Origin of the sequence: Saccharopolyspora griseoalba, assembly GCF_042665275.1 — a bacterium.
Classification (GTDB): Bacteria; Actinomycetota; Actinomycetes; order Mycobacteriales; family Pseudonocardiaceae; genus Saccharopolyspora; species Saccharopolyspora griseoalba.
Genome location: NZ_JBHTCJ010000003.1, coordinates 339,092 through 363,268 on the forward strand (window position 1 = coordinate 339,092; position 24,177 = coordinate 363,268).

Annotated in this window: 22 protein-coding genes; 15 read left to right on the forward strand and 7 right to left on the reverse strand. The window is 70.7% G+C overall.

Annotated elements, in window-relative coordinates; translation table 11 throughout:
- Positions 1 to 155: 155 nt before the first annotated feature.
- From ACFQRI_RS08125 to yhjD, 4 genes are all read left to right on the forward strand, one after another.
- On the forward strand, positions 156 to 2,741 hold the full coding sequence (locus ACFQRI_RS08125) for a bifunctional FO biosynthesis protein CofGH (protein WP_380666171.1): 2,586 nt from the start codon (positions 156 to 158) through the stop codon (positions 2,739 to 2,741).
- Positions 2,742 to 3,093: 352 nt separating this feature from the next.
- Positions 3,094 to 3,315 carry a hypothetical protein gene (locus tag ACFQRI_RS08130; RefSeq protein ID WP_380666173.1) on the forward strand — a complete coding sequence of 74 codons (222 nt, stop codon included), beginning with the start codon at positions 3,094 to 3,096 and terminating at the stop codon, positions 3,313 to 3,315.
- A 112-nt stretch (positions 3,316 to 3,427) separates the two neighbouring features.
- On the forward strand, positions 3,428 to 4,459 hold the full coding sequence (gene trpS, locus ACFQRI_RS08135) for a tryptophan--tRNA ligase (RefSeq protein ID WP_380666175.1): 1,032 nt from the start codon (positions 3,428 to 3,430) through the stop codon (positions 4,457 to 4,459).
- Between the two features lie 64 nt (positions 4,460 to 4,523).
- Complete coding sequence (yhjD, locus tag ACFQRI_RS08140) at positions 4,524 to 5,555, forward strand: inner membrane protein YhjD (protein WP_380666177.1); 1,032 nt, start codon at positions 4,524 to 4,526, stop codon at positions 5,553 to 5,555.
- 18 nt (positions 5,556 to 5,573) lie between these two features.
- Here the strand turns inward: yhjD and ACFQRI_RS08145 are convergent, their stop codons facing one another.
- Entirely contained in the window at positions 5,574 to 6,854 is a 1,281-nt protein-coding gene (locus ACFQRI_RS08145) for a D-alanyl-D-alanine carboxypeptidase family protein (protein ID WP_380666179.1), read from the reverse strand.
- A gap of 93 nt (positions 6,855 to 6,947) precedes the next feature.
- Here ACFQRI_RS08145 and ACFQRI_RS08150 point away from each other — a divergent pair, with 93 nt between their 5' ends.
- Entirely contained in the window at positions 6,948 to 7,175 is a 228-nt protein-coding gene (locus tag ACFQRI_RS08150; RefSeq protein ID WP_380666181.1) for an SCO4848 family membrane protein, read from the forward strand.
- A gap of 100 nt (positions 7,176 to 7,275) precedes the next feature.
- Here ACFQRI_RS08150 and ACFQRI_RS08155 read toward each other — a convergent pair whose 3' ends face one another.
- From ACFQRI_RS08155 to sdhC, 4 genes are all read right to left on the reverse strand, one after another.
- Positions 7,276 to 8,058, reverse strand: a complete 783-nt coding sequence (locus ACFQRI_RS08155) for a succinate dehydrogenase iron-sulfur subunit (protein WP_380666183.1) — start codon at positions 8,056 to 8,058, stop codon at positions 7,276 to 7,278.
- Entirely contained in the window at positions 8,058 to 9,848 is a 1,791-nt protein-coding gene (gene sdhA / locus ACFQRI_RS08160) for a succinate dehydrogenase flavoprotein subunit (protein WP_380666185.1), read from the reverse strand. The genes ACFQRI_RS08155 and sdhA overlap by 1 nt, the downstream gene beginning before the upstream one ends.
- Before the next feature lie 73 nt (positions 9,849 to 9,921).
- Positions 9,922 to 10,341: a succinate dehydrogenase hydrophobic membrane anchor subunit gene (locus tag ACFQRI_RS08165; RefSeq protein ID WP_380666187.1), complete on the reverse strand. Its 420-nt coding sequence runs from the start codon at positions 10,339 to 10,341 to the stop codon at positions 9,922 to 9,924.
- Positions 10,342 to 10,346: 5 nt separating this feature from the next.
- Positions 10,347 to 10,781, reverse strand: coding sequence for a succinate dehydrogenase, cytochrome b556 subunit (sdhC, locus tag ACFQRI_RS08170; RefSeq protein WP_380666189.1), 435 nt, complete (start codon positions 10,779 to 10,781; stop codon positions 10,347 to 10,349).
- Positions 10,782 to 11,283: 502 nt separating this feature from the next.
- Here sdhC and ACFQRI_RS08175 point away from each other — a divergent pair.
- From ACFQRI_RS08175 to ACFQRI_RS08200, 6 genes are all read left to right on the forward strand, one after another.
- On the forward strand, positions 11,284 to 12,384 hold the full coding sequence (locus tag ACFQRI_RS08175; RefSeq protein ID WP_380666191.1) for a BMP family lipoprotein: 1,101 nt from the start codon (positions 11,284 to 11,286) through the stop codon (positions 12,382 to 12,384).
- A 170-nt stretch (positions 12,385 to 12,554) separates the two neighbouring features.
- Positions 12,555 to 14,087 carry an ABC transporter ATP-binding protein gene (locus ACFQRI_RS08180; protein ID WP_380666193.1) on the forward strand — a complete coding sequence of 511 codons (1,533 nt, stop codon included), beginning with the start codon at positions 12,555 to 12,557 and terminating at the stop codon, positions 14,085 to 14,087.
- Between the two features lie 40 nt (positions 14,088 to 14,127).
- Complete coding sequence (locus ACFQRI_RS08185) at positions 14,128 to 15,222, forward strand: ABC transporter permease (protein WP_380666195.1); 1,095 nt, start codon at positions 14,128 to 14,130, stop codon at positions 15,220 to 15,222.
- A complete protein-coding gene (locus ACFQRI_RS08190; protein WP_380666197.1) occupies positions 15,219 to 16,475 on the forward strand; it encodes an ABC transporter permease in 1,257 nt (418 codons plus the stop codon). Before ACFQRI_RS08185 ends, ACFQRI_RS08190 begins: the two co-directional genes overlap by 4 nt.
- A gap of 2 nt (positions 16,476 to 16,477) precedes the next feature.
- Entirely contained in the window at positions 16,478 to 16,855 is a 378-nt protein-coding gene (locus tag ACFQRI_RS08195; protein WP_380666199.1) for a cytidine deaminase, read from the forward strand.
- Between the two features lie 147 nt (positions 16,856 to 17,002).
- Positions 17,003 to 18,292 carry a thymidine phosphorylase gene (locus ACFQRI_RS08200; RefSeq protein ID WP_380666429.1) on the forward strand — a complete coding sequence of 430 codons (1,290 nt, stop codon included), beginning with the start codon at positions 17,003 to 17,005 and terminating at the stop codon, positions 18,290 to 18,292.
- 42 nt (positions 18,293 to 18,334) lie between these two features.
- Here the strand turns inward: ACFQRI_RS08200 and ACFQRI_RS08205 are convergent, their stop codons facing one another.
- Entirely contained in the window at positions 18,335 to 19,537 is a 1,203-nt protein-coding gene (locus ACFQRI_RS08205; RefSeq protein ID WP_380666201.1) for a hypothetical protein, read from the reverse strand.
- A 301-nt stretch (positions 19,538 to 19,838) separates the two neighbouring features.
- Between ACFQRI_RS08205 and ACFQRI_RS08210 the strand changes: the two genes are divergently transcribed.
- Positions 19,839 to 20,927 (forward strand): adenosine deaminase, encoded by a 1,089-nt coding sequence (locus tag ACFQRI_RS08210; protein ID WP_380666203.1) that lies wholly within the window; start codon positions 19,839 to 19,841, stop codon positions 20,925 to 20,927.
- Positions 20,928 to 20,983: 56 nt separating this feature from the next.
- On the opposite strand, the gene ACFQRI_RS08215 is transcribed toward ACFQRI_RS08210, so the two are convergent.
- The gene (locus ACFQRI_RS08215; protein ID WP_380666205.1) at positions 20,984 to 22,198 is read right to left on the reverse strand and encodes a primosomal protein; all 1,215 of its coding nucleotides are present in this window, start codon (positions 22,196 to 22,198) and stop codon (positions 20,984 to 20,986) included.
- A gap of 257 nt (positions 22,199 to 22,455) precedes the next feature.
- Here ACFQRI_RS08215 and ACFQRI_RS08220 point away from each other — a divergent pair, with 257 nt between their 5' ends.
- The 3 genes from ACFQRI_RS08220 to ACFQRI_RS08230 all read left to right on the forward strand — a co-directional run bounded on the left by ACFQRI_RS08220 (position 22,456) and on the right by ACFQRI_RS08230 (position 24,144).
- Complete coding sequence (locus ACFQRI_RS08220; RefSeq protein WP_380666207.1) at positions 22,456 to 23,037, forward strand: SMI1/KNR4 family protein; 582 nt, start codon at positions 22,456 to 22,458, stop codon at positions 23,035 to 23,037.
- A gap of 130 nt (positions 23,038 to 23,167) precedes the next feature.
- Entirely contained in the window at positions 23,168 to 23,524 is a 357-nt protein-coding gene (locus ACFQRI_RS08225) for a PadR family transcriptional regulator (protein ID WP_380666210.1), read from the forward strand.
- Positions 23,521 to 24,144 carry an HAAS signaling domain-containing protein gene (locus ACFQRI_RS08230; protein WP_380666212.1) on the forward strand — a complete coding sequence of 208 codons (624 nt, stop codon included), beginning with the start codon at positions 23,521 to 23,523 and terminating at the stop codon, positions 24,142 to 24,144. Before ACFQRI_RS08225 ends, ACFQRI_RS08230 begins: the two co-directional genes overlap by 4 nt.
- Positions 24,145 to 24,177 lie beyond the last annotated feature (33 nt).

Consider the following 24,177-nt stretch of genomic DNA (forward strand, 5'->3'; position numbering starts at 1 on the left):
CGTTTCGTGAGAAAACTGGTGGATTCGTCGGATTCTGCGCCTGATTCGGTGAGGCCCGGTAGAGCGAAATGGAGTAATCGAGCAACCGGAGGTGAGTCCGGTGGCACGTTTCGCGCGGGTGGGCAACCACCGGTCACGCGACCTAGAGTCGTCGGGTGTCGGTTGCAGATCTGAATCTCACTCCGCCGGAACCCACCCCGAGCGAGTCGGCGATGCGCCGCGCGCTCCGCCGAGCCACCGATGGCGTTTCGCTGGACGCCACCGAAGCCGCCGCGCTGCTGCACGCACGCGGCGAGGACCTGGACAGACTCCTGGAGGCCGCTGGTCGAGCGCGCGACGCGCACCTCAGGGCCGAGGGGCATCCTGGTGTGGTCACCTACAGCCGCAACGTCTTCATCCCGCTGACCCGGCTGTGCCGGGACCGCTGCCACTACTGCACGTTCGCGACGGTTCCGCACAAGGTCGAGTCGGCCTTCCTGGAGCGCGACGAGGTCGTGGAGATCGCTCGCCAGGGTGCGGCGGCCGGGTGCAGGGAAGCCCTGTTCACCCTCGGCGACCGACCCGAGGAGCGCTGGCCGGTCGCGCGGGAGTGGCTCGAGGCGCGCGGCTTCGACTCCACTGTGGATTACGTCCGGGCGTGCGCGATCGCGGTGCTGGAGGAGACCGGGCTGCTGCCGCACCTCAACCCCGGTGTGCTGTCCTGGAAGGAGCTGACCAGGCTCAAGCCGGTCGCGGCCAGCATGGGCATGATGCTGGAGACCACCTCCGAGCGGCTGTGGAGCGAGAAGGGCGGTCCGCACTACGGCAGCCCGGACAAGGAACCCGCGGTCCGCAAGCGGGTGCTCACCGATGCCGGTCGGGTGGCGGTGCCGTTCACCAGCGGCATCCTCATCGGCATCGGCGAGACCTTCGCCGAGCGCGCCGAATCGCTCCTGGAGCTGCGCCGCAGCGCCCGCCAGTACGGGCACCTCCAGGAGATCATCGTGCAGAACTTCCGCGCCAAGCCGGACACCGCCATGCGCGGCATGCCCGACGCGGACCTGCAGGAGCTGGCCGCCACCATCGCCGTGGCCCGGCTGCTGATGCCCTCCGGCGTGAGCGTGCAGGCGCCGCCGAACCTGGTCGGCGACGAGCACCGGCTGATGCTGCGCGCCGGGATCGACGACTGGGGAGGGGTCTCGCCGGTCACCAAGGACCACGTGAACCCCGAACGGCCCTGGCCGCAGATCGAGGAGCTCGCCGAGCTCACCGGAGACACCGGCTTCCAGCTGCGGGAGCGGCTGACCGCCTACCCGCGCTACGTCCGCAACGGGCTGGCCGGTGACAGCACCCAGTGGCTGGACCTGCGGGTGGCCGCGCACGTCGACGCGCTGTCCGATGCCGACGGTTTCGCCGATCCGGACGCCGAGATCGTCGGGCGCGAGTGGCAGGAGCCCGACGGCGGCTTCGAGTCGATCGGCCGCACCGACCTGCACCGCAGCATCGACACCACCGGGCGCAGCGAGGACCGGCGCGCGGACTTCGACACCGTCTACGGCGACTGGGACGAGCTGCGCGAGCAGGTCCCGGCGCAAGGCGCGCCGGAGCGGTTGGACTCCGACGTGCGGGAGGGGTTGCGGATCGCCTCGGCGGATCCGGCCGCGCTGCTGGACCCGGCCAACGCGAATGCCGCGATGGCCTTGATGACCTGCGACGGGACCGCGCTCGACGAGCTGGCCGGGATCGCCGACGCGCTGCGCCGCGAGGTCTCCGGCGAGGACATCACCTACGTGGTCAACCGCAACATCAACTTCTCCAACATCTGCTACGTGGGCTGCCGGTTCTGCGCCTTCGCCCAGCGCGAGCGCGACGCCGACGCCTACCGGCTGTCCCCGGAGGAGACCGCTGACCGGGCCGACGAGGCGTGGCGGGCCGGGGCGACCGAGGTGTGCGTGCAGGGCGGCATCGACCCGCGGCTGCCGGTCTCGGGCTACGCCGACCTGGTGCGCGCCATCAAGCAGCGGGTGCCGGAGATGCACGTCCACGCCTTCAGCCCGATGGAGATCGTGAGCGCTTCGGCCAAGGCGGGGGTGAGCGTCGAGGAGTGGCTCGCCGAGCTCAAGGAGGCCGGCCTGGGCAGCATCCCGGGCACGGCCGCCGAGATCCTCGACGACGACGTCCGCTGGGTGCTGACCAAGGGCAAGCTGCCGGCCGCCGAGTGGATCGACGTGGTCAGCACCGCCCACCGGCTGGGCATCCCGTCCTCGTCGACGATGATGTACGGCCACGTGGACAGCCCGGAGCACTGGCTCGGCCACCTGCGCACGCTCGCCGGGGTGCAGGACACCGCGCGCGAGCACGGCAACGCCGGGTTCACCGAGTTCGTGCCGCTGCCGTTCGTGCACCGCAACGCGCCGATCTACCTGGCCGGGCTGGCCCGGCCGGGGCCGACCGCCCGGGACAACCGCGCGGTGCACGCGATGGGCCGCATCCTGCTGCACGGTCGGGTGGACAACGTGCAGTGCTCGTGGGTCAAGCTGGGCGACTCCGGCACGACTCAGGTGCTGCACGGCGGGGCCAACGACGTGGGCGGCACGCTGATGGAGGAGACGATCAGCCGGATGGCCGGTTCCGAGCACGGCTCGGAGCGCAGCGTCGAGGAGTTGCACGAGCTGGCCGCGAAGGCGGGTCGTTCGGCGCGGCAGCGCACCACCACCTACGGGCGGGTCGGCCAGGTGCAGCTGGGCATCAGCGCCGTTTAGGAGCGCTCCGACGGGTTCGCGCGGTGCGCGTGCTCCGGTCCGCACCCGGAGCACCCGCTCCGCGCGTCTCCTTGGTCCATTCGAGTGTGATTTGCGTTACCGCGTGACGCTTGGTGGGGGTGACGAGGTGTCACCCCCACCGCCTCACCTGCGAGATCGCCGGTTCCGGACCCCGCGAAAGCCGTTGCCGCGCGGGAAATATGATCACCTAGTCGTGGTTCGTTTACGCAACGCCACCACGTTCGCACCAGGCGGTCTGTACCGTCCGCCACCGGATCCGCACGAATAGGTGACCCCCGGTAGGGGGATCTTTCGCAGGGAGGCAACGCTCTTGCGTAGCCGAATAATCCGCGTGACCAGGCGAGTCGCCGGGCTGGCCGCTGCGGCCGTCGTGCTCCTGCCCGTCACCGCCGGTCTGGCTTCCGCGGCCACCCACGACGTCGTGGCCGCCGGTCCCTCGGACGCGCTGCGCGCCCCGGTCGGCCTCACCGCCGTCGGCCTCGGCCTGGCCGGGATGGTCGTCGGAGCGCTCAGGAAGAAGAAGGTCCAGCCGGAGAACCAGCGCAAGGGCTGACGCCCGCCAGCGCGCGTCTGCGCGCGGTGCCGCGGCTCTGCGCGACCACCCGGTTCGGGCGACGACGTGGGTCGGTCCCGCCCGCGGGGCGGCTCTTGGGAGAATCGAACTCGTGAGCAGCGACAGCCCCGAAACCCAGCAGTCGGCCCGGCCCCGCGTCCTCTCCGGCATCCAGCCGACCGCCGATTCGTTCCACCTCGGCAACTACCTCGGCGCCCTGCGCGAGTGGGTGACGATGCAGGAGCAGTACGAGTGCTTCTACAGCGTCGTCGACCTGCACGCCATCACCGTCGAGCAGGACCCGGAACAGCTGCGCGAGCGGACCCGGCTCTCGGCGGCCCAGCTGCTCGCCCTCGGCATCGACCCGGACCGCTCCGCGCTGTTCGTGCAGAGCCACGTCCCGGAGCACGCCCAGCTGAGCTGGGTGCTGGAGTGCCTCACCGGCTTCGGCGAAGCCGGTCGGATGACCCAGTTCAAGGACAAGTCCGCGCGGCAGGAGGCCGACCACGTCAGCGTCGGCCTGTTCACCTACCCGGTGCTGCAGGCCGCGGACATCCTGCTCTACCAGGCCGACGCCGTGCCGGTCGGCGAGGACCAGCGCCAGCACCTGGAGCTGACCCGCAACCTCGCGCAGCGGTTCAACTCCCGCTACGGCAAGTCCTTCACCGTGCCCGAGGCGCACATCCCGAAGGACACCGCCAAGATCTACGACCTGCAGGACCCGGGCGCGAAGATGAGCAAGTCGGTGCCCTCCGGCGTCATCGAGCTCATGGAGGACCCCAAGCGCTCGGCCAAGAAGATCCGCTCGGCGGTCACCGACACCGAGCGCGAGATCCGCTACGACGTCGAGAACAAGCCCGGCATCTCCAACCTGCTGGCCATCTACTCGGCGCTGACCGGCAAGAGCATCGCCGAGCTGGAGACCGCCTTCGAGGGCCGCGGCTACGGCGACCTGAAGAAGGAGCTCGGCGAGGTCGTGGTCGAGTTCGTCACCCCGTTCCAGCAGCAGGTCCGCGGCTACCTGGACGACCCGGCGCAGCTGGACAAGATCCTGCACCGCGGTGCGGAGAAGGCCCGCGAGGTCTCCGCCGCGACGTTGCGCGACGTGTTCGACAAGGTCGGCTTCGTCGTGCCGCGCCGCTGATCTGATCAAGCTTGGGTAGCCTGCCACCGTTCGGCCGAACGGCTCGTGCGGTGGGAGGCTGTCCATGGTGGGTCAACAGCAGCAGGAGGAGAAGCCCGGCAGGCTGGCTCTGCTGCGCCGGAAGCACGAATGGCTCGACCGGCTGATCCGCGCCTTCGAGCGCTACACCAAGCAGTACGGCGACTACTACGCCGCCGCGATCACCTACTTCAGCGTGCTCGCGCTGGTGCCGCTGCTGATGATCGCCTTCGCGATCGCCGGTTTCGTGCTCGCCGGGAACCCCGATCTGCTGGCTCGGCTGCAGGACTCGATCACCTCGGCCGTGCCCAGCCCGGCGATGAGCCAGATGCTCAACCGGGTCGTCGACCAGGCCATCCAGCAGGCGGGCGCGGTGGGCGTCATCGGCCTGCTCGCCGCGCTCTACTCCGGGCTGGGGTGGATGACCAACCTGCGCGAGGCGCTCACCGCGCAGTGGACCCAGGTCCCCGACCCGCAGCCGATGCACAAGCGGATGGCCTCCGACCTGGTCTCGCTGGTGGGGCTGGGCCTGGCGCTCGGGGTCTCCATCGGCATCAGCGCGCTCGGCGGTGGCGTCGGGAAGCTGCTGATGCAGGCGATGGGCTTCTCCGGCACGCCGCTGGCGTTCGTGGTGCTGCGGGTGCTGAGCATCGCGCTGTCGCTGGCCGCGAGCTGGCTGGTGTTCATCTGGGTGCTGGCCCGCCTGCCGCGCAAGGCGGTGACGTTGCGCAGCGCGCTGTGGGGCGCGCTGCTGGCCGCGGTCGGGTTCGAGATCCTCAAGCAGGTCGCGGTGATCTACCTGGGGATGGTCACCAACTCGCCCGCGGGTGCGGCGTTCGGTCCGATCCTCGGTCTGCTGGTCTTCGCCAACCTCATGTCGCGCTTCATCCTGTTCGTCACCGCGTGGACCGCGTCGGCGCGGGAGAACCTGGAGGCCGAGCCGCCGCCGGTCCCGGGGCCGGCGGTCATCCGCCCGATGGTGCAGGTCCAGCGCCGTCCCAGGGCGCGCACCGCCGCGGGCCTGGTCGGGCTGGGCGCCGCGGGGGCGTGGGCCTGGCGCCTGCGGGCGCGCAAGTAGCTCGCGGAGGCGCCGGCCTCACGGGTGCTCGTCCGAGCCCGCGCTCTCGCGCGCCGCGGTGGCCAGGCGGTTGCGGCGCAGCCACAGCGCCACCACGACGGCCATGGCCACCAGCGCGCCGCCCAGCAGGATCAGCGGCCCCTTGATCGTGCTGTAGAAGGTGGGCTGCTGGGCGGCTTGCGATCGTGCCCGCTCCTGAGCGGCGGGCGCGGCGACCGTCGTGCTCGGAGCCGGCGAGGTGGTGACCAGGTCGCCCACCGCGGCGGTGTCGCGGGGGAGGGCGAAGCCGTAGTCGAGCAGGCCCATCGCGTTTCGGGACAGCCGTACCGGTTGGTTCTCGCCGCGCACCATGACGGCCACCAGGCGGCGGCCCTCGCGACCCGCCGAGCCGATGAAGGTGTGCCGGGCATCGTCGGTGAAGCCGGTCTTGCCGCCCAGGCCGCCCGGGTAGTTCAGCAGCACGCGGTTGTCGTTCCACAGCTGGAAGGGCGGTTGGCCGGGCTTGCCCGGCATCATCATCATCTCGGTCCCGACGGCCTCGGCGAACACGGGTTCGCGCATCGCCGCCCGGAAGATCGCGGCCAGGTCGTAGGCCGAGGTGCTCATGCCCGGCCCGTCCAGGCCGGAGGGAGTGGCCGCGCGGGTGTCCAGGGCGCCGATCCGCTCGGCGGTGGCGTTGAGCTTCCGCAGCGCCTGCGGGATGCCGCCCATCTTCATCGCCAGCGCGTGCGCCGCGTCGTTGCCCGAGCCCATCAGCATGGCCTGCAGCACCTGTCCGACCGAGTAGGTCAGCCCGGGTTGCAGGCCGATGCGGGTGCCCTCCTGGTCGGCGTCCTGCTGGGTTGCCACCAGCTGGTCGTCCATGTCGAGCTCGTGGATCGCGGTGAGCGCGGTCAGCGTCTTGATGGTCGAGGCGGGCCGCTGCCGGGCGTGCGGGTTCTTGGCCGCCAGCACCTCGCCGGAGTCCAGGTCGGCCAGCACCCAGGAGGCGGCCGCGTCGGCGACCTGCGGTGGCGGGGAAGGCGCTCCCTCGGCGGTGATGACCGCGCACTCGCCCATCCGGTCGCCGCCCACCGGCGTCTCCGGGACCGGCAGCGGGGTCGGCGACGGGGAGCCCGGTGGCGGGACCTCGGAGGTGTCGACCGGGGGAGGCGGCAGGGTCGCGTTCGGGCAAGCCGGGGCTTGCGCGGCCGCTGCGGGCGCCGCCAGCAGTGGGAGGGTGACGAGCAGCGCGGACAACGATGCCCAGAACGGAAGTTTCACACCGGAGTTCGCCGTACGGCGGTCACGCAGCAGCACGCGTCGAGGTTAACCGCTGGCGCGGGGTCGGGCGCCTGCGCCGACCCCCACCCGGGCGGCCGGGTGAGCCCGACAACAGCGGATACTGGCGTCGTGACCATTTCTCGCCGAGTCGCGGTGTTCCTGCTGGCCTTCGGGGTCTGGACCTACTTCCTGTGGCCGACCTTCATCTACAACATCTGGGGCAGCGATCGCTCCTGGGTCGCGGGCTCGCCCACCGGATACCTCGTCGTGCACCTGGTGATCGCAGTCGTTTCCCTCGTGTTGGGGACCGCCATCGGAGTGCTCGGCATCCGAGCCCTCCGCGCTGCCGCGCGCTGACCCCGACGCGCCGGGGCCGCCGTTCTGCTCGGAACCGCGGCCCGATGCGCGTCGGCGCCCCGGGAACGGGTTCCCGGGGCGCCGGCTTGTTGGGGTCGCCTCAGCGGCGGCGGAACATCAGGGCCCGCTTGACCTCCTGGATCGCCTTGGTGACCTGGATGCCACGCGGGCAGGCGTCCGTGCAGTTGAAGGTCGTGCGGCAGCGCCACACGCCGTCGACGTCGTTGAGGATGTCCAGGCGCTCCTCGGCGCCCTCGTCGCGGCTGTCGAAGATGAACCGGTGCGCGTTGACGATCGCGGCCGGGCCGAAGTAGTTCCCGTCCGACCAGTACACCGGGCACGAGGTGGTGCACGCCGCGCACAGGATGCACTTGGTGGTGTCGTCGAACCGCTCCCGCTCGGCCACCGACTGGATGCGCTCCCGCGTCGGCTCGTTGCCGCTGGTCATCAGGTACGGCTGGATCGACCGGTAGGCCTCGAAGAAGGGCTCCATGTTGACCAGGAGGTCCTTCTCCACCGGCAGGCCCTTGATCGGCTCGATGGTCAGCGTCGTCTCGCCGTCCTTGTTCAGCATGTCCTTCATCAGGACCTTGCAGGCCAGGCGGTTGACGCCGTTGATCCGCATCGCGTCCGAGCCGCACACGCCGTGCGCGCAGGACCGGCGGAAGGTAAGCGAGCCGTCCACGTACCACTTGATGTAGTGCAGCAGGTTGAGCACGCGGTCCGACGGTAGCGCCGGGATCCGGTAGGACTCCCAGTGCATGTCGTCGTCCTGCTCCGGGTTGTACCGGAGGATCTTGACGGTGACCATCGTGGCGTCGTCCGGGATGGGCGGCGCGTCCGACGGGAGCTGGCTCGCGGGGTTCTCAGTGGCGGCGGTCATCAGTACTTACGCTCCATCGGCTGGTAGCGGGTGACGACGACGGGCTTGTAGTCCAGGCGGATGTCGGCCTGGAAGCCGGTCAACCCGAGCGGCGCGTTGGGGTCTTCGGACTCGGGCAGCACCTTGTACTGCATGCTGTGCCGCATGAAGTTGGTGTCGTCCCGGGACGTGTAGTCCTCGCGGGCGTGGCCGCCGCGGGACTCCTTGCGGGCCAGCGCGGCGTTGACCAGCGCCTCGGCCAGGTCGAGCAGGAAGCCCAGCTCGATGGCCTCCAGCAGGTCCGAGTTGTACCGCTTGCCCTTGTCGTGCACGGCGATCCGGCCGTAGCGCTCCTTGAGCGCCTGCACGTCCGACAGCGCCGTCTTGAGGGTCTCCTCGGTGCGGTACACCGAGGCGTTGGCGTCCATCGTGGCCTGCAGCTCGGTGCGGATGGTCGCGACCCGCTCGCCACCGGTGTTGGTGCGCAGGTGGTCGACCATGCCCTCGACCATCTTGGCCGGGTTCTCCGGCAGCTCGACGAAGTCGTGGCCGTTCGCGTACTCGGCGGCGGCGATGCCGGAGCGGCGGCCGAAGACGTTGATGTCCAGCAGCGAGTTGGTGCCCAGGCGGTTGGAGCCGTGCACCGACACGCACGCCGCCTCGCCCGCGGCGTAGAGGCCGGGGACGACGTTCTCGTTGTCCCGCAGCACCTCGCCCTGCACGTTGGTGGGGATGCCGCCCATCGCGTAGTGCGCGGTCGGGTAGACCGGCACCAGCTCCTCGGTCGGCTCCACGCCCAGGTAGGTGCGGGAGAACTCCATGATGTCCGGCAGCTTGGACATCAGCAGCTCTTCACCGAGGTGGGTGACGTCGAGGTAGACGTAGTCCTTCTCCGGGCCCGCGCCGCGGCCCTCCAGCACCTCCAGGGCCATCGACCGGGCGACGATGTCGCGCGGCGCGAGGTCCTTGATCGTCGGGGCGTAGCGCTCCATGAAGCGCTCGCCGTCGGCGTTGCGCAGGATGCCGCCCTCGCCGCGGACGCCCTCGGTGATCAGGATGCCCAGGCCGGCCAGGCCGGTCGGGTGGAACTGGTAGAACTCCATGTCCTCCAGCGGCAGGCCCTTGCGGTAGACGATGCCCATGCCGTCACCGGTGAGGGTGTGCGCGTTGGAGGTGGTCTTGAAGACCTTGCCGAAGCCGCCGGTGGCGAACACGACGGACTTGGCCTGGAAGACGTGGATCTCGCCGGTGGCCAGCTCGTAGGCGATCGCGCCGGTGCAGACCTGCTCGCCGTCGGCGCCCTCGCTCATGGTCACGTCGAGGACGTAGAACTCGTTGAAGAACTCCACGCCGTGCTTGACGCAGTTCTGGTACAGCGTCTGCAGGATCATGTGGCCGGTGCGGTCCGCCGCGTAGCAGGCCCGGCGCACCGGGGCCTTGCCGTGGTCGCGGGTGTGCCCGCCGAACCGGCGCTGGTCGATCTTGCCCTCGGGGGTCCGGTTGAACGGCAGCCCCATCTTCTCGAGGTCGAGGACCGCGTCGATGGCCTCCTTCGCCATGATCTCGGCGGCGTCCTGGTCGACCAGGTAGTCACCGCCCTTGATCGTGTCGAAGGTGTGCCACTCCCAGTTGTCCTCCTCGACGTTGGCCAGCGCCGCGCACATGCCGCCCTGCGCCGCACCGGTGTGCGAGCGCGTCGGGTACAGCTTGGTCAGCACCGCGGTGCGGGCCCGAGTGCCGGACTCGATGGCCGCGCGCATCCCGGCGCCCCCGGCGCCGACGATGACCACGTCGTACTTGTGGAATTGCATGGTCGCCTCCTCGGGCTGTGGCGGGACCCGCGATCGGCGTCGGCCCAGCCACGCTGTGGTCGTCTCTGCGGCGCTAGCCGATGTTCGGGTCGAAGGTGAAGATCACGAAGCTGCCCAGACCCACGGTCAGCAGTACGGAGACGTACAGCAGCATCTTCAGCCAGAAGCGTGTGCCGTCTTTCCGGGAGTAGTCGTTGATGACGGTACGAAGACCGTTGCCGCCGTGCAGGCCGGCCAGCCAGAGCATCGTCAGGTCCCAGAACTGCCAGAACGGGGAGGCCCAGCGCCCCGCCACGAAGGCGAAGTTGATCCGGTGAACCCCGCCGTCCAGGAACAGCATGATCAGCAGGTGTCCCAGGACCAGGAACAGCAGGACGACGCCCGACAGCCGCATGAACAACCAGGCGTAGAGCTCGAAGTTGTTGCGGCGCGCGGACTGGCGGGAGCGGGTGCGCGGCTTTTCCACGGCGAGCGGTGCGTCGGTGACGGTCATTTGCCTCAACCCCCGAAGATTTCCGTGGCCGCGCGGGACAGCAGGCTGATCGCCGCCGGGATCATCAACACCAGCCAGAGCACGATGACCGTCCAGAGCATCGGCTTCTGGTACTGGGTGCCCTTGGCCCAAAAGTCGACCAGCATGACCCGAATGCCGTTGAACGCGTGGAACAGCACCGCCGCGAGCAGACCGAGCTCGAACAGGATCATCACTGGGTGCTTGTAGGTCTCGATGACCGTGTCGTACGCGTTGGGGGATACCCGCACCAGTGCGGTGTCCAGCACGTGCACGAACAAGAAGAAGAAGGTGAGTACGCCCGTGATTCGGTGGGCGACCCACGACCACATGCCCAGATCGCCGCGGTAGAGACGGCCCTTGGCGCGCGGAGCTTCAGCGCGCCTCGGTGCGTCGGCCGCGGAGGCGGTGGTGCTGGCCATGGTGGAAGGCCTCCAACCTCGCTGGTGGACTGACGGCCCCGTCCGGGAACAGGGGCGGCCGGCCCCGAGTTGCAGTTGGTCCCGGAACCCGTCCGGGTGCACGCCCGTCACCGGCCACGAACTAGGGCCTTGACGACTAGCGATGCTAGACCCGGACGATTGCCCGGGCCTACTCGCCACAGCTGTCTGTGATCGACCAGACAAGCGCCCGGCATCGGTGGATCGATGTAGAAATCATTTCGTGACGCGCGGGCAATACGCATCCGGCAGCGTCAAGACTTAATTTCGAGAGTCACGTCACCGAATGGCGTGCGCCGGGTCCTGGGCGAACAATCCGACTGGAAAAACACCATCGAGTGGAGTTCGTGCGAGTCCGCCTTCGCTGATCCGAGGGAACGGCGGGCCCGGGGAGCGTGAGCGGGAAAGGGGAAACGGCATGCGGCTAACGCCGACTGTCAGCCGGCGCTCGATTGCCGGAGGAGCGCGCCGGAGCGCGACCGCGATGGCCGCGCTGCTGCTCAGCGGGGCGATGGTGCTGAGCGGATGCGCCAAGGACACCGGTGGCGGGGGTGGGAGCGCTTCCGGGCAGCCGTGCGAGACCAAGCAGCCGCCGACCGGGCCTCCGCTGACCACCTCGCAGCAGGAGCAGCAGGCCCCGCCGGACGCCGGCCAGGTCCGGGCCGGGCTGGCCTTCGACATCGGCGGCCGCGGTGACGGGTCGTTCAACGACGCCTCGGTGGCCGGTCTGGACCGGGCGAAGCGGGACATGAACCTCGGCGAGGTCAAGGAGCTCGACTCGGAGGCCAACGAGCCCGAGAGCGCCAAGCTGACCCGGCTGCGCCAGCTGGCCCGCGAGGGCTACAACCCGGTCATCGCGGTCGGCTACTCCTACGCCGACTCGGTGAGCACCGTGTCCGAGGAGTTCCCCGACACCCAGTTCGCGATCATCGACGACGACACGGTCAAGCAGCCCAACGTCACGCCGCTGGTCTTCGCCGAGGAGAAGGGCTCGTTCCTGGCGGGCGTGATCGCCGCGCACAAGTCCAAGACCTGCCACATCGGCTTCGTCGGCGGCGTCGAGACGCCGCTGATCAAGAAGTTCGAGGCCGGGTACGTCGCGGGCGCCAAGGCCGCCGCGCCGGACATCCAGATCGAGAGCGACTACCTGACGCCGGCCGGCGACTACACCGGCTTCCAGGACCCGAACAAGGGCTCGGAGGTCTCCTCGGGGATGCTCGACGGCGGCGCGGACGTGCTCTACCACGCGGCGGGCGCCTCCGGTAAGGGCGTGTTCAGCGCGGTCAAGGCGGCCGACGCGATGGCCATCGGCGTGGACTCCGACCAGTACAAGCAGCCGTCGGTGGCGCCGTTCAAGGAAGTGATCATCAGCTCCATGCTCAAGCGCATCGACCTGGCGGTCTACGACTACGTCGCCGACTTCGCCCGCGGTGACCTGGGCGCGGTCCCGGACCGGTTCAACATCGCCAACGGCGGCGTCACCTACGCGACCTCGGGCGGCAAGATCGACGATCTCAAGCCCGCCCTGGACGCCTACGGGGCCGCCATCGCAAGGGGGGACATCCAGGTGCCGAAGAAGCCCTGATCCGCGACCCCTGATCACGCCGAGGGGCGCTCCGCGCGCGGGGTGCCCCTCGTGCGCTGTCCCCCGAACGGTGGCGGATTCGCGCCAACCGGCGCCGTTCGCGGCGCGAACCGTCCATTGTTGAGCGTCCATCTGGTTCGCTGCCGGTGAAGACGTCCCCTGGAGCACCCGTGAACACCTCTGCCGAGCCGGAAACCGGCGGTGCGCCCGCCGTCGAGCTCTCCGGCATCACCAAGACCTTCCCCGGAGTGGTCGCCAACTCGGACGTGAACCTCGCGGTGCGCACCGGCGAGGTGCACGCGCTGTGCGGGGAGAACGGCGCGGGCAAATCGACCCTGATGAAGATCCTCTACGGGATGCAGACTCCCGACTCCGGCAGCATCCGGGTCGGTGGCGAGGAGCTGCGCGTCAAGTCGCCCGCGGAGGCCATCCGCGCCGGGATCGGCATGGTCCACCAGCACTTCATGCTGGCCGACAACCTGACCGTGCTGGAGAACGTCGTGCTGGGCGCCGAGGGGGCGCACGGCATCGGCGCCAAGGCGCGCAAGCGGGTGGCCGAGCTGGCCGCGCAGGCCGGGTTCGAGGTCCGGCCGGACGCGCTGGTGGAGAGCCTGGGCGTGGCCGATCGGCAGCGCGTGGAGATCCTCAAGGTCCTGTACCGGGGCGCCGAGATCATCATCTTGGACGAGCCGACCGCCGTGCTGGTCCCGCAGGAGGTCGACGAGCTGTTCGCGACCCTGCGCGCGATGCGCGACCGGGGCTACACGTTCCTGTTCATCTCGCACAAGCTCGACGAGGTTCGCGCGATCGCCGACACCATCACCGTGCTGCGGCGCGGCACCACCGTCGGCTCGGTCACCGCGACCGAGGTCAGCAGCCGCGGCCTGGCCGAGATGATGGTCGGCAGCGAGCTGCCCGCGCCCGAGCGCGGCCCCAGCACCGTCACCGACCGGCAGGTCCTGGCGGTCTCCGGGATGTCCTGCAGCGAGTCCGGCAGGCCGGTGCTCGCCGACGTCGACCTGACCGTCGCCGCGGGCGAGGTCGTGGGCATCGCCGGGGTCGAGGGCAACGGCCAGACCGAGCTGGTCGAGGCGATCATGGGCATGCGGCCCGTCGACGCGGGCACCGTGCAGCTCGGCGGCGCCGACATCACCGAGCGCTCCACGCTGCGCCGCCGCGAGGCCGGGATCGGCTACGTGCCGGAGGACCGGCACCGGCAGGGCCTGCTGCTGGACCAGCCGCTGTGGATGAACCGCATCCTGGGCCACCAGACCCGCCGCCCGGTCTCCAGCGGCCGCTGGCTCGACCCGGCGGGCGCGCGCGAGGACACCGAGCGCATCGTCGAGCAGTTCGACGTGCGCACCCCCGGCATCGAGGTGGACGCGGCCGCGCTCTCCGGCGGCAACCAGCAGAAGCTCATCGTCGGCCGGGAGCTCTCCGGCGACCCGAAGCTGCTCATCGCCGCGCACCCGACCCGCGGGGTGGACGTCGGTGCGCAGGCCGGCATCTGGGAGCACCTGCGCAACGCGCGCGCCGAGGGGCTGGCGGTGCTGCTGATCTCGGCGGACCTCGACGAGCTCATCGGGCTCTCGGACCGCATCCGGGTGATGTTCCGCGGGCGCCTGGTCGCCGATGCGGATCCGACGACGGTGACCCCGGAGGAGCTGGGGGCCGCCATGACCGGTGCGCAGGAGTCGGCATGAGCGAACGGAACCGGGCAGTGGCTCGAACTCAGGAGGCGGTGTGAACACCTGGCGGGCGCGGTTGCTGCCGCCGGCCCTGGCGATTGTCTTCTCCGCCGTGCTGTGCAGCGCGGTGCTGCTGATCTCCGGGGCCAACCCGATCTCGACCCTGCTGGAGATGGTCGCGCAGGTCGGCCGAGGCACGACCCTGGTGGACATCATCAACACCGCCGGGGCCTACTACCTGGTGGCCATCGCCGCGGCGATCGGCTTCCAGATGAACCTGCTCAACATCGGCATCGAGGGCCAGTACCGGCTCGCGGCCTGCGTGGCCGCGATCGTGGGCGCCTCGGTGAGCTTGCCCTTCGGGCTGCACGCGCTGCTGGTCGTGGTGGTCGGAGCCGCCACGGGCGCGATCTACGTGGGCATCGCCGCGGTGCTCAAGGTCTACCGCGGGGTCTCCGAGGTGATCTCCACGATCATGCTCAACACCCTGGCGCTGGGCCTGGTCTCCTACCTGGTGACCAACTTCGGGGTGATGAGCGGCAACAACCAGAGCACCGGGCTGATCCCCGAGTCCGGCCGGGTGCCGGGCATCCCGCTGGGTGGCTACGGAACGGTGTTCGGCCTGGTGCTGCTGTCGGTGCTGGTGGGCGTGGGCTACGCGGTGCTGATCAACCGGACCCGGTTCGGCTTCGAGCTCAAGGCCTCCGGGCTCTCGCCGACCGCGGCCGTGGCCGGCGGGGTGAACTCCAAGAAGATGGTGCTCTCCGCGCTGCTGCTCTCCGGCGCGATCGCCGGGCTGGCCGGGCTGCCGGAGATCCTCGGCCGCGACCACACCTTCACCATCACCTTCCCCACCGGTTACGGGTTCGCGGGCCTGGCCATCGCGCTGCTGGGCCGCAACCACCCGCTGGGCGTGGCCTTCGGCGCGCTGCTGTGGTCCTTCCTGGACAAGAGCTCGCTGACGCTGGACAACATCGGAGTTCCGCAGGAGATCGTGACGATCGTGCAGGGCACCATCGTGCTGTCCGTGGTCGTGGCCTACGAGCTGGTGCGCCGCCGCGAGCTCGCCCGCGAGCAGAGCAAGGTCGGCGAGGAACTGGGCACCGCGGCCGAACCGGCCGCCACCGCCGACGGAGGTGAGAAGGCATGACCGCGGTCGCGACCGAAGACGAGGCCAAGGCCGCAGGCGGCGGCTTCGAGCTGCCCGGCTGGGGACGAGTCCTGCTGTGGGTGGCCGTGGGCTTCCTGGCGGTGTCGATCACCTCGTACCAGACCGGCGTGCTCGCGCTGACCTCCTCGGGAACCGTGGAGGCCGCGGTGCGGCTGGGCGTGCCCATCCTGTTCGCCGCGCTCGGCGGGTTGTGGGCGGAGCGCTCCGGCGTGATCAACATCGGCCTCGAGGGCATGATGATCCTGGGCACCTGGGGCGGCGCCTGGGCCGGTTACCAGTGGGGCCCGTGGGTCGGGCTGATCGCCGCCGCGGTCTTCGGCGCGCTCGGCGGTCTGGTGCACGCGATCGCCACGGTCACCTTCGGGGTCAACCACATCGTCTCGGGCGTGGCCGTCAACCTGCTCGGCGCCGGCGCGACCAAGTACCTGTCCACGCTGGTCTTCGAGCCGGTCTCGCACAACCCGCGGGAGTCGCCGCCGGTGCCGAAGTTCGACACCTACTCGATGCAGCCGCTGTCGACCTGGCTCGGGCAGCTGGAGGACGTCCAGCGGGTGATCATCTCCGACCTGGCGGGAATCCTCGGCGGTTTGGTCTCCGGCGTCTCGCCGACGACGATGCTGGCCTACCTGCTGGTGCCGGTGAGCTACCTGGTGCTGTGGCGCAGCCCGTTCGGCCTGCGGCTGCGCTCCTGCGGCGAGAACCCGGTGGCCGCGGAGTCGTTGGGCGTCAACGTCTACCGGTACAAGTACCTGGCGCTGATCGCCTCGGGCGCGCTGGCCGGACTCGGCGGTGCGGCCCTGGTGCTCAACCAGGGCAGCTCGGGCTACCTGGAGAACCAGACGAACAACCGCGGGTACATCGGCCTGGCAGCGATGATCTTCGGCAACTGGCGGCCCGGCGGGCTGCTCGGGGGCGCCGCGCTGTTCGGCTACTCCGACGGGCTGCAGCTGCGCAGCGGCGAGGTCAGCGTGCACGCGCTGTTCTACGGCGCGACGCTGCTGCTCGTGGTGGTCGCCGCGGTGCAGCTGTGGCGGCGCAACTGGTTCGCCTCCGGTGCTTCGCTGGTCGCGGCCGCTGCGATGTACTCGGTGTACTGGTACACCGACGAGCTCCCCGAGGAGCTGACCGCCTACACGCCGCACCTGGTGACGCTGGTGGTGCTCGCCGCGGCCTCGCAACGGCTGCGACCACCGGCGGCCAACGGGATGCAGTACCGGAGGGGTGTCGACTGAGGATGTCCGATGTGGACTGGGAGGCGCTGCGCGCCGCGGCGGTCGGGGCCGCGGCGCACGCCTACTGCCCGTACTCCGGCCTGCAGGTCGGCGCCGCCGCGCTGTGCGACGACGGCCGCGTGGTCACCGGCTGCAACGTGGAGAACGGCTCCTACGGCGTGACGCTGTGCGCCGAGTGCACGATGGCCGGTCAGCTCCAGCTCACCGGTGGCGGGCGCTTCGTGGCGATGGCCTGCCGCAGCGGTCGGGGCGCGCTGCTGATGCCCTGCGGTCGCTGCCGCCAGATCCTCCAGGAGCTCGGCGGCCCGAACTGCCTCATCGACACCCCGCGGGGAATCCTCCCGATGACCGAGGTCCTCCCCGAGGCCTTCGAGCTGTGAACCGCGCACGTGCGGCGCCAGAAGAAGCCTTCCTTCATCGAAAGTCCCCCACGAGCGCGGAGCACTCGCGGGGACTTTCGATGGAGAAAGGCGCACGCCGCACGCACGCGCGCACAAGCAAGCACGTTCCCGCCGAGACCGGAGGTGATCGGGGTGTTCTCCGCTGTGGACGTCATCCGGGCCAAGCGCGACGGCGCGCGGCTCGACGACGAGCAGATCGACTGGGTGATCGCGGCCTACACCGCGGGCGAGGTGGCCGAGGAGCAGATGGCCGCGCTGGCGATGGCCGTGCTGCTGCGCGGCATGTCGCCGGAGGAGACGTCCCGCTGGACCGCGGCGATGGTGGCCTCCGGCAAGACCCTCGACCTCGGGGCGGTGGGCAGACCCACCGCGGACAAGCACTCCACCGGCGGGGTCGGTGACAAGATCACCCTGCCGCTGACCCCGCTGGTCGCCGCTTGCGGTGCCGCGGTGCCGCAGCTGTCCGGCCGCGGGCTCGGCCACACCGGCGGGACCCTGGACAAGCTGGAGTCCATCCCGGGCTGGCGGGCCGGGCTCGCCGAAGCCGAGATCCGCCGCAACCTCCGCGAGACGGGCGCGGTGATCTGCGCGGCCACCGACGACCTCGCGCCGGCCGACCGCAAGCTCTACGCGCTGCGCGACGTCACCGGCACGGTCGAATCCATCCCGCTGATCGCCGCTTCGATCATGAGCAAGAAGCTCGCCGAGGGAACCGAATCCCTGGTGCTCGACGTCAAGTGCGGCTCCGGCGCGTTCATGAAGGACCTCGCGCGGGCCCGCGAGCTCGCCCGCGCGCTGGTGGACATCGGTGCGGCCCGCGGGCTGCGCACCAGCGCCCTGATCACCGACATGTCGGTTCCCCTCGGCCGGGCGGTCGGCAACGCCCTGGAGGTCGCCGAGGCGGTCGAGGTGCTCAGCGGCGGCGGCCCGCCCGACGTCGTGGAGCTGACCGTGCGGCTGGCCCGCGAGATGCTCGGGCACGCCGGGCTCGACGCCGTGGACCCGGCGGACGCGCTCGCCGACGGCCGCGCGCTGGACAAGTGGCGCGAGATGATCCGCGCGCAGCGGGGCGATCCCGATGCGGCGCTGCCCACCGCCCGGCACGTGGAGGTCGTGCCCGCTCCGCGGACGGGAACCCTGATCTCGCTGGACGCCTTCGCGGTCGGCACGGCCGCCTGGCGGCTCGGCGCGGGCCGGGCCCGCAAGGAGGACGCGGTGCAGCACGCCGCCGGCGTGCGCTGCCTGGCCAAGCCCGGCGACCGGGTAGCGGCGGGCGAACCGCTGCTGGAACTGCACACCGACCGCCAGGAGAGCATCGCGGCCGCGCGCGACACCCTCGAAGGCGCATACGAAATCAGCGGCGCCGACGTGGTGTCGGCGCCGCTGGTCCTCGACCGGATCGCCCCGCAGGACTGATCGCGGCCGCGGTTCACCGCGCGGCCGCGACCAGCTCCGGGGTCAGGCGGTTTCGGCGGTCAGATCGTCGTCGCCGCCGTCGGTGAGCGCCTTGTCGGTCTCGCGCTTCGCGCTCTTCGAGCGGCCGCCACCGCGCTGGCGCTGCTGGCGCGGCAGCGTGGTGGGCGGCGGCGGGTTCTGCGCGCCGCCGCCGCCGAGGATGAGCTCGGCGAAGGTCGCCATCGCCTCGTCGAGCTGACCGGCGTGCCGCTGGTCGCTCTCCTCGTGGGCCTGGCGCACCAGCGCGCCGACGGTCTCGGAGTCGGGCCGCTCGGAGAGCGTCCCGGACAGCTGGGAGAGGTTCTGCTGCAGCGTGCCGCCCAGCTCGCCCAGGCCGGTCTTGACGCCCTCCTCGACGTTGTGCAGCCGGGAGCTGAATCCCTGCTCGACGTTGTCGATGCGGGTGTTGACGTTGCTCTCCACGTCGGTGAGCCGACCGGAGACCTCGTCGAGCCGGTTGGTCAGCGCCTCCAGGCGGGTGGCCAGGTCGTCGAGCTTGTCGGTCGGGTCGACGGCGGGCCGCTCGGCGAGCTCGTTGAGCTTGGCGTCCAGCTGGTCGCGCGCACCGCTGACCGACTCGGCCAGTTCCTTGCGGGCGTTGCCGGTGGACTCGGTGACCGCGCGCTGCAGCGCCTCGCGGGTGCCGTCGAGGTGCTCGTGCACGCCCTCGTCGATCTCGGCGAACCGGCCGCGCAGGTTGGTCTCCAGCGAGTCGATGCGCTCGCGCATCGGGTCCTGCACCGAGGCGGGCAGCGACTCCAGGCGCCCGTCCTGCTTGTCCAGGTGCTGGCCCAGCTCGTCGAGCCGCTTGTGGATGTGGCCGAGCTTGTCCTCCAGGCCGTCCATCCGGCCGGAGACCCCGTCCATCCGGCCCACGACGCCGTCCAGGCGGCCGTCGAGCTGCGCGAAGGGCTTGGCCAGCTTGTCCACCATCGCTTCGACGGCGCCCTTGAGGTCGAGCAGCGCGCCGTCGTGCGACTCCAGCTTGGACAGCGCCTCGTCGAGCCGTTCGGCCAGGACGCTGACCTCGGTGCGGTCCGGCAGCTCGGAGAGGCGCTTGCGCACGGAGCCCAGCGACTCCAGCGGCGACAACCGGGCGTGGATCTCGTCGAGCGCGTCGAAGATCTGCTGCTGTTCGCTTTCGCGGATTTCAGCCGCACGCGTGAGCATGTTCCGCATGCGGTCGAACGACATGTTCTCGGTCACGGCTAGGGGCGTCCTTCGTCGAGGGGGGTGAGGACGTAGGAAGCGTAGCCACTCCTTTTGCGGCAGCCCATCCGCCCCCAGTTACATTCCGCGACATCTGTCCCCCAATCGGCTCCGCGCGGCCTCGTCGCATTGGTCCCAATGGCTCAATCCGGCCGGGGAATTGGCGGAGTTATTGCGATTGCCTCCATACGAGTGAGTTTTCACCGGGAAAGCGGCGCGCCCGCCAGGGGGCATCGCCGTGCGTGATCTCGGCGGTGCGGTGCGTAGTGATCCGGTGCTCAGCGGGTAACGTGGGCGCATGTCGACACCGGTGAACCTGGACAACATCCGGCAGGCGCCGAAGGTGCTGCTGCACGACCACCTCGACGGCGGCCTGCGACCGCAGACCGTGGTCGAGCTCGCCGAGGCGGGCGGCTATTCCGGCCTGCCCCACGACAATGCCGAAGACCTGGGCCGCTGGTTCGTCACCGCGGCCGATTCCGGATCTCTGGAGCGCTATCTGGAGACCTTCGCCCACACCGTCGGGGTGATGCAGGCGGTCGAGGCGCTGCAGCGCGTCGCGGCCGAGGCGGCCGAGGACCTGGCGGCCGACGGCGTGGTCTACGCGGAGGTGCGCTACGCCCCCGAGCTGTTCCAGGAGGGGGGCCTGGGTCTGGACCAGATCGTGCAGGCGGTTCAGGACGGATTCCGCGAAGGCGAGCGGCGCGCCGAGGCGGCCGGGAATCGTATCCGAATCGGAACTTTGCTGTGCGCCATGCGGCAGAACGCGCGGTCGACCGAAATCGCGAATCTCGCCGTTCGATACCGCGACGTGGGTGTGGTGGGCTTCGACATCGCGGGCCCGGAGGCGGGATTCCCGCCCACTCGCAACCTGGACGCGTTCGAATTCCTGCGGCAGCAGAACGCGCATTTCACGATTCACGCCGGTGAGGCGTTCGGGTTGCCCTCGATCTGGGAGGCGATCCAGCACTGCGGTGCCGAGCGGCTGGGGCACGGCGTGCGCATCGTCGACGACATCAAGGTCGACGGCGACGGCACGGTGCACCTGGGCAGGTTGGCCTCCTACGTGCGCGACCGGCGGATCCCGCTGGAGATGTGCCCCTCGTCGAACGTGCAGACCGGGGCCGCGGATTCCATCGAGTCCCACCCCATCGGGTTGCTGGCCCGGCTGCGCTTCCGCGTCACGGTCAACACCGACAACAGGCTGATGAGCCACTGCTCGATGAGCAGCGAGTTCGCCGCGCTCAACGAGTCCTTCGGCTACGGCTGGGACGAGTTCCAGTGGTTCACCGTCAACGCGATGAAGTCGTCCTTCCTCGGCTTCGACGAGCGGTTGGGCGTCATCAACGACGTGATCAAGCCGGGTTACGCCGACCTGGTCGGCTGAGGCCGTTGCGACCGGGAGGGGCCCGCGCGGGACGGCCCCTCCCGGTGCGCGTGCGGTCAGTGCGCGCGGAAGCGGTTCTCCAGGTCGGCGACCAGCTTCCGCCAGGCCTCCACCTCGTCGTCGAACGGAGCGCTCGGCGGCAGCCGGTTCGGGCTCGGCCGCAGCACGAACGACACCAGCCAGCCCAGCCGCTCGGAGGGCTGCAGGGCCTGCTCGGTGCTGTCGTCGCCGGCCCAGGCCGCCGCGTCCAGCAGCAGCTCCTCGGCCAGGTCCAGCTGAGTGGGGTCCACCTCGGACGGTCCCCCGGCGAGATCCGTGTCGAGACCGGTGAGCACGTAGGTGTTCTCCGGGGTCACCTCGATCTCCAGCTCGCCGCCGGTGGCCGCGTCGCGCAGCTGCTGCCAGGTCGCCACCCGCGCCAGGTCGGTGTCGGCCACGGACTCCTCGTCGGCGAGGAACCGGGCCAGCGCGCGCGGCGAGCCGAACACGTCGATCTTGCCCCCGGTGCCCAGGAAGACCGGGTCGTCGCCGAGGTAGCAGCGCAGCGTGTAGTACTCGGCGTCGCTGGTGATGATCTGGATCGGGTCGATGCCGAGCTCGGTCCAGAAGGTCGGCGCGCTCTCCAGCTCGTCCACGTCGGCCTCTTCGGCCGGCTCGTCGTCATCGGCCTCGACGGCCTCGGCCAGCTCGGTCTCCGCGGTGGCCACCGCCTCGGCGGGCAGCTCCGGGGTGCTCACCACGGCGTCGATGGCGTCGAGCACCTCGTCCCAGCGGTCGGCGACGACCTGGCAGAGCTCCTTCCAGAGCTTCTGCCCGTCCTTGCCGCTGAACGGCAGGGTGCCCTGGCCCAGGAGGGCGAAGCCGTCGGCGGAGTCGAGCACCTCGTGCACCGCGTCGAGCTCGCAGACGTCGGCCAGCGAGCGGGCGATCTCGACGATGTCGGCCATCTCGCCGACGGTCCAGGTGTCCAGCGGCTCGGCCACCAGCTCCGGGACGCCCACCAGGTCGAACTGGTGGTCCTCGTCGGGGCTGAGCTCGACCGCCGACAGCCCGGGCACCACGTGCCAGGCCGGGTGGTCGTCGAGGTCGTGCTGCCTGGCGGTGCGCACGAACGCGGCGAGCCGAGCCGGGTCGGGGAACGCGTACAGGTCTTCCTCGTGCCCGAGGAAGGCCTCCCACTCCTCGCCGTCCTCGCGCCAGCGCGGCGCCCACAGGGTGACCATGTCGCCCTGCGGCAGCCCGAGCTCGATGGGGACGATGTCCTGCGCCATCTTCTCTACCTCCGGTCACCGAACCAGACCCTGCGGCAGCCTACGGGTCGGCAGTGGCTGGTTTGTGCCCTGGTCCGCTGTCACGGTAGCGGTTCAGCTCCGCGCAACGGGCGTCGGAACAGTCGATAACGATCACGCTCCGGCGCCGTCCTCCGGGTGCGAGCCCGATCGACCGTTCGGGGCAGCGCTCGCTGGGCCCACCAGCAGGTCACCTTTGGCGGTACCCGATCGTCGGAGTGCCCGCGATCATGATCGGAATGGATGTCCCGGAGCTGTGGAGTCAGATCGTTCGCTGGCTCGAGCGATACGCGCCCGTCACCGCAGCCGCCCTGCGTCCGCCCGCCCAGCAGCCGGCCTTCGACGAGCTGGAGGCCGAGTTCGCCGTCGCGCTGCCCGAGGAGCTGCGAGCGCTGTGGAACTGCTGCGGCGGCACCGATTCCGACGTGCTGGCCGACGTGCTCCCGCCGTTCTACACCCCCTACGGCGCGGAGCGGGCGTTCGCGGCCTGGCGCGACCACCGCAAGAACTGGACCGCCCAGTGGGAGCGTCCGGCTTGCGACTACTACGCGGGCTCGCCCGGGTCGAGCTTCCACCCGCTGTGGATCCCGGTGGCCGGCGACGGTTTCGCCGACGAGCTCGTGGTCGACCTGCGCCCCGGGAGGCTGCACGGCTGCGTCCTGGAGTGGGAGCAGGAGACCGCGCAGGTCCTGCGCCCGGAGTGGACCGGCGTGTCGGCGATGCTCGCCGACGTCCGCAGGGCCCTGTCCCAGGGAGTCCCCGCGGGCCACAGCTATCCCACGGTCACCGAGGACGGCCGCCTCGACTGGCAGATCCGCTGAGCCTCGGGCTCGCCCCTCTTCCATCGGAAGTCCGAGGCCGCCGCGGCGGGGTCTCCCGCGCGGAGGTGAGCGCGGGCGAGTCGTGGCCCACTAGTCGGCGACGCACACTAGTGTGCGCTACGGTGTAGTCGTGACGGAGCGGACGAGTGCGGCGCGCCAGACCCAGTGGCTGCGCGGGGTGCTGGACCTGGTGGTGCTCGCGCTGCTCGCCGAGGGCGGGGAGGGCTACGGCTACACCCTGCTGCAGCGGCTGGCGGATGCGGGCCTGCCGGACATGAAGGCCGGGACGCTCTACCCGCTGCTCAACCGGTTGGCCGCGGACGGGCTGCTCGCGGCCGAGTGGCGCGCGGGGGAGGGCGGCCCGGGCCGGAAGTTCTTCGCGCTGACCGACGAGGGGCGCGCGGTGCTGGGCGAGATGGGACCGAAGTGGATCGAGTTCGCGAAGAACTCGGTGACCTTGATCGAACGCGGGGTGCGGGAACGATGACGCTGGACAACAACTACCGCCAGGACCTGCTGGTGGCGCTGCGCTTGCACGAGATCTCGGGGGAGCGGGTGGGCGAGGTGATCGCCGAGGTGGAGGCGCACGTGGCCGAGACCGGCGAGGACCCGGTGCAGGCGTTCGGCGCGCCGCGCGAGTACGCCCGGCAGGTCGCCGCCCAGCTGGACCCGGCCACCGGGAAGCCCTCGACGGCGTGGACGATGGGGAGCTCGCTGGTGGTCGCGACCCTGACGCTGCTCGGGCTGAACCTGTTCGCCGACGGGATCAGCGCGGGTGCCGGCGAGGTGGCCTACACGGTGCGGGACCTGGTGACCACGCTGCTGCTGCTGTTCCTGGCCGGCGGTGGCGTGCTGGTGATCTTCCGCGCCTACGCCGCGGGGGTGCGCCGGGCCGGGGTGATCGGCATCGGGGTGACCGCGTTCGCGCTGATCATGGCCACCGAGGTGCTGGGCGACCTGCTGCTCGACGACCGGACGTCCCTGCTCGCGATGCCGCGGTGGTCGGCGATCGCGGCCGGAGCCGTCATGCTGCTGGCCGCGGCGGCGATGCTGGTGCGCGCGATCCGACGCGGCCGGGTCGTCTACCCGGTCAACCGCTCGGCGTAGGTCCGCGCGCGAGCTCGTCCCGCCGGTGGGGGC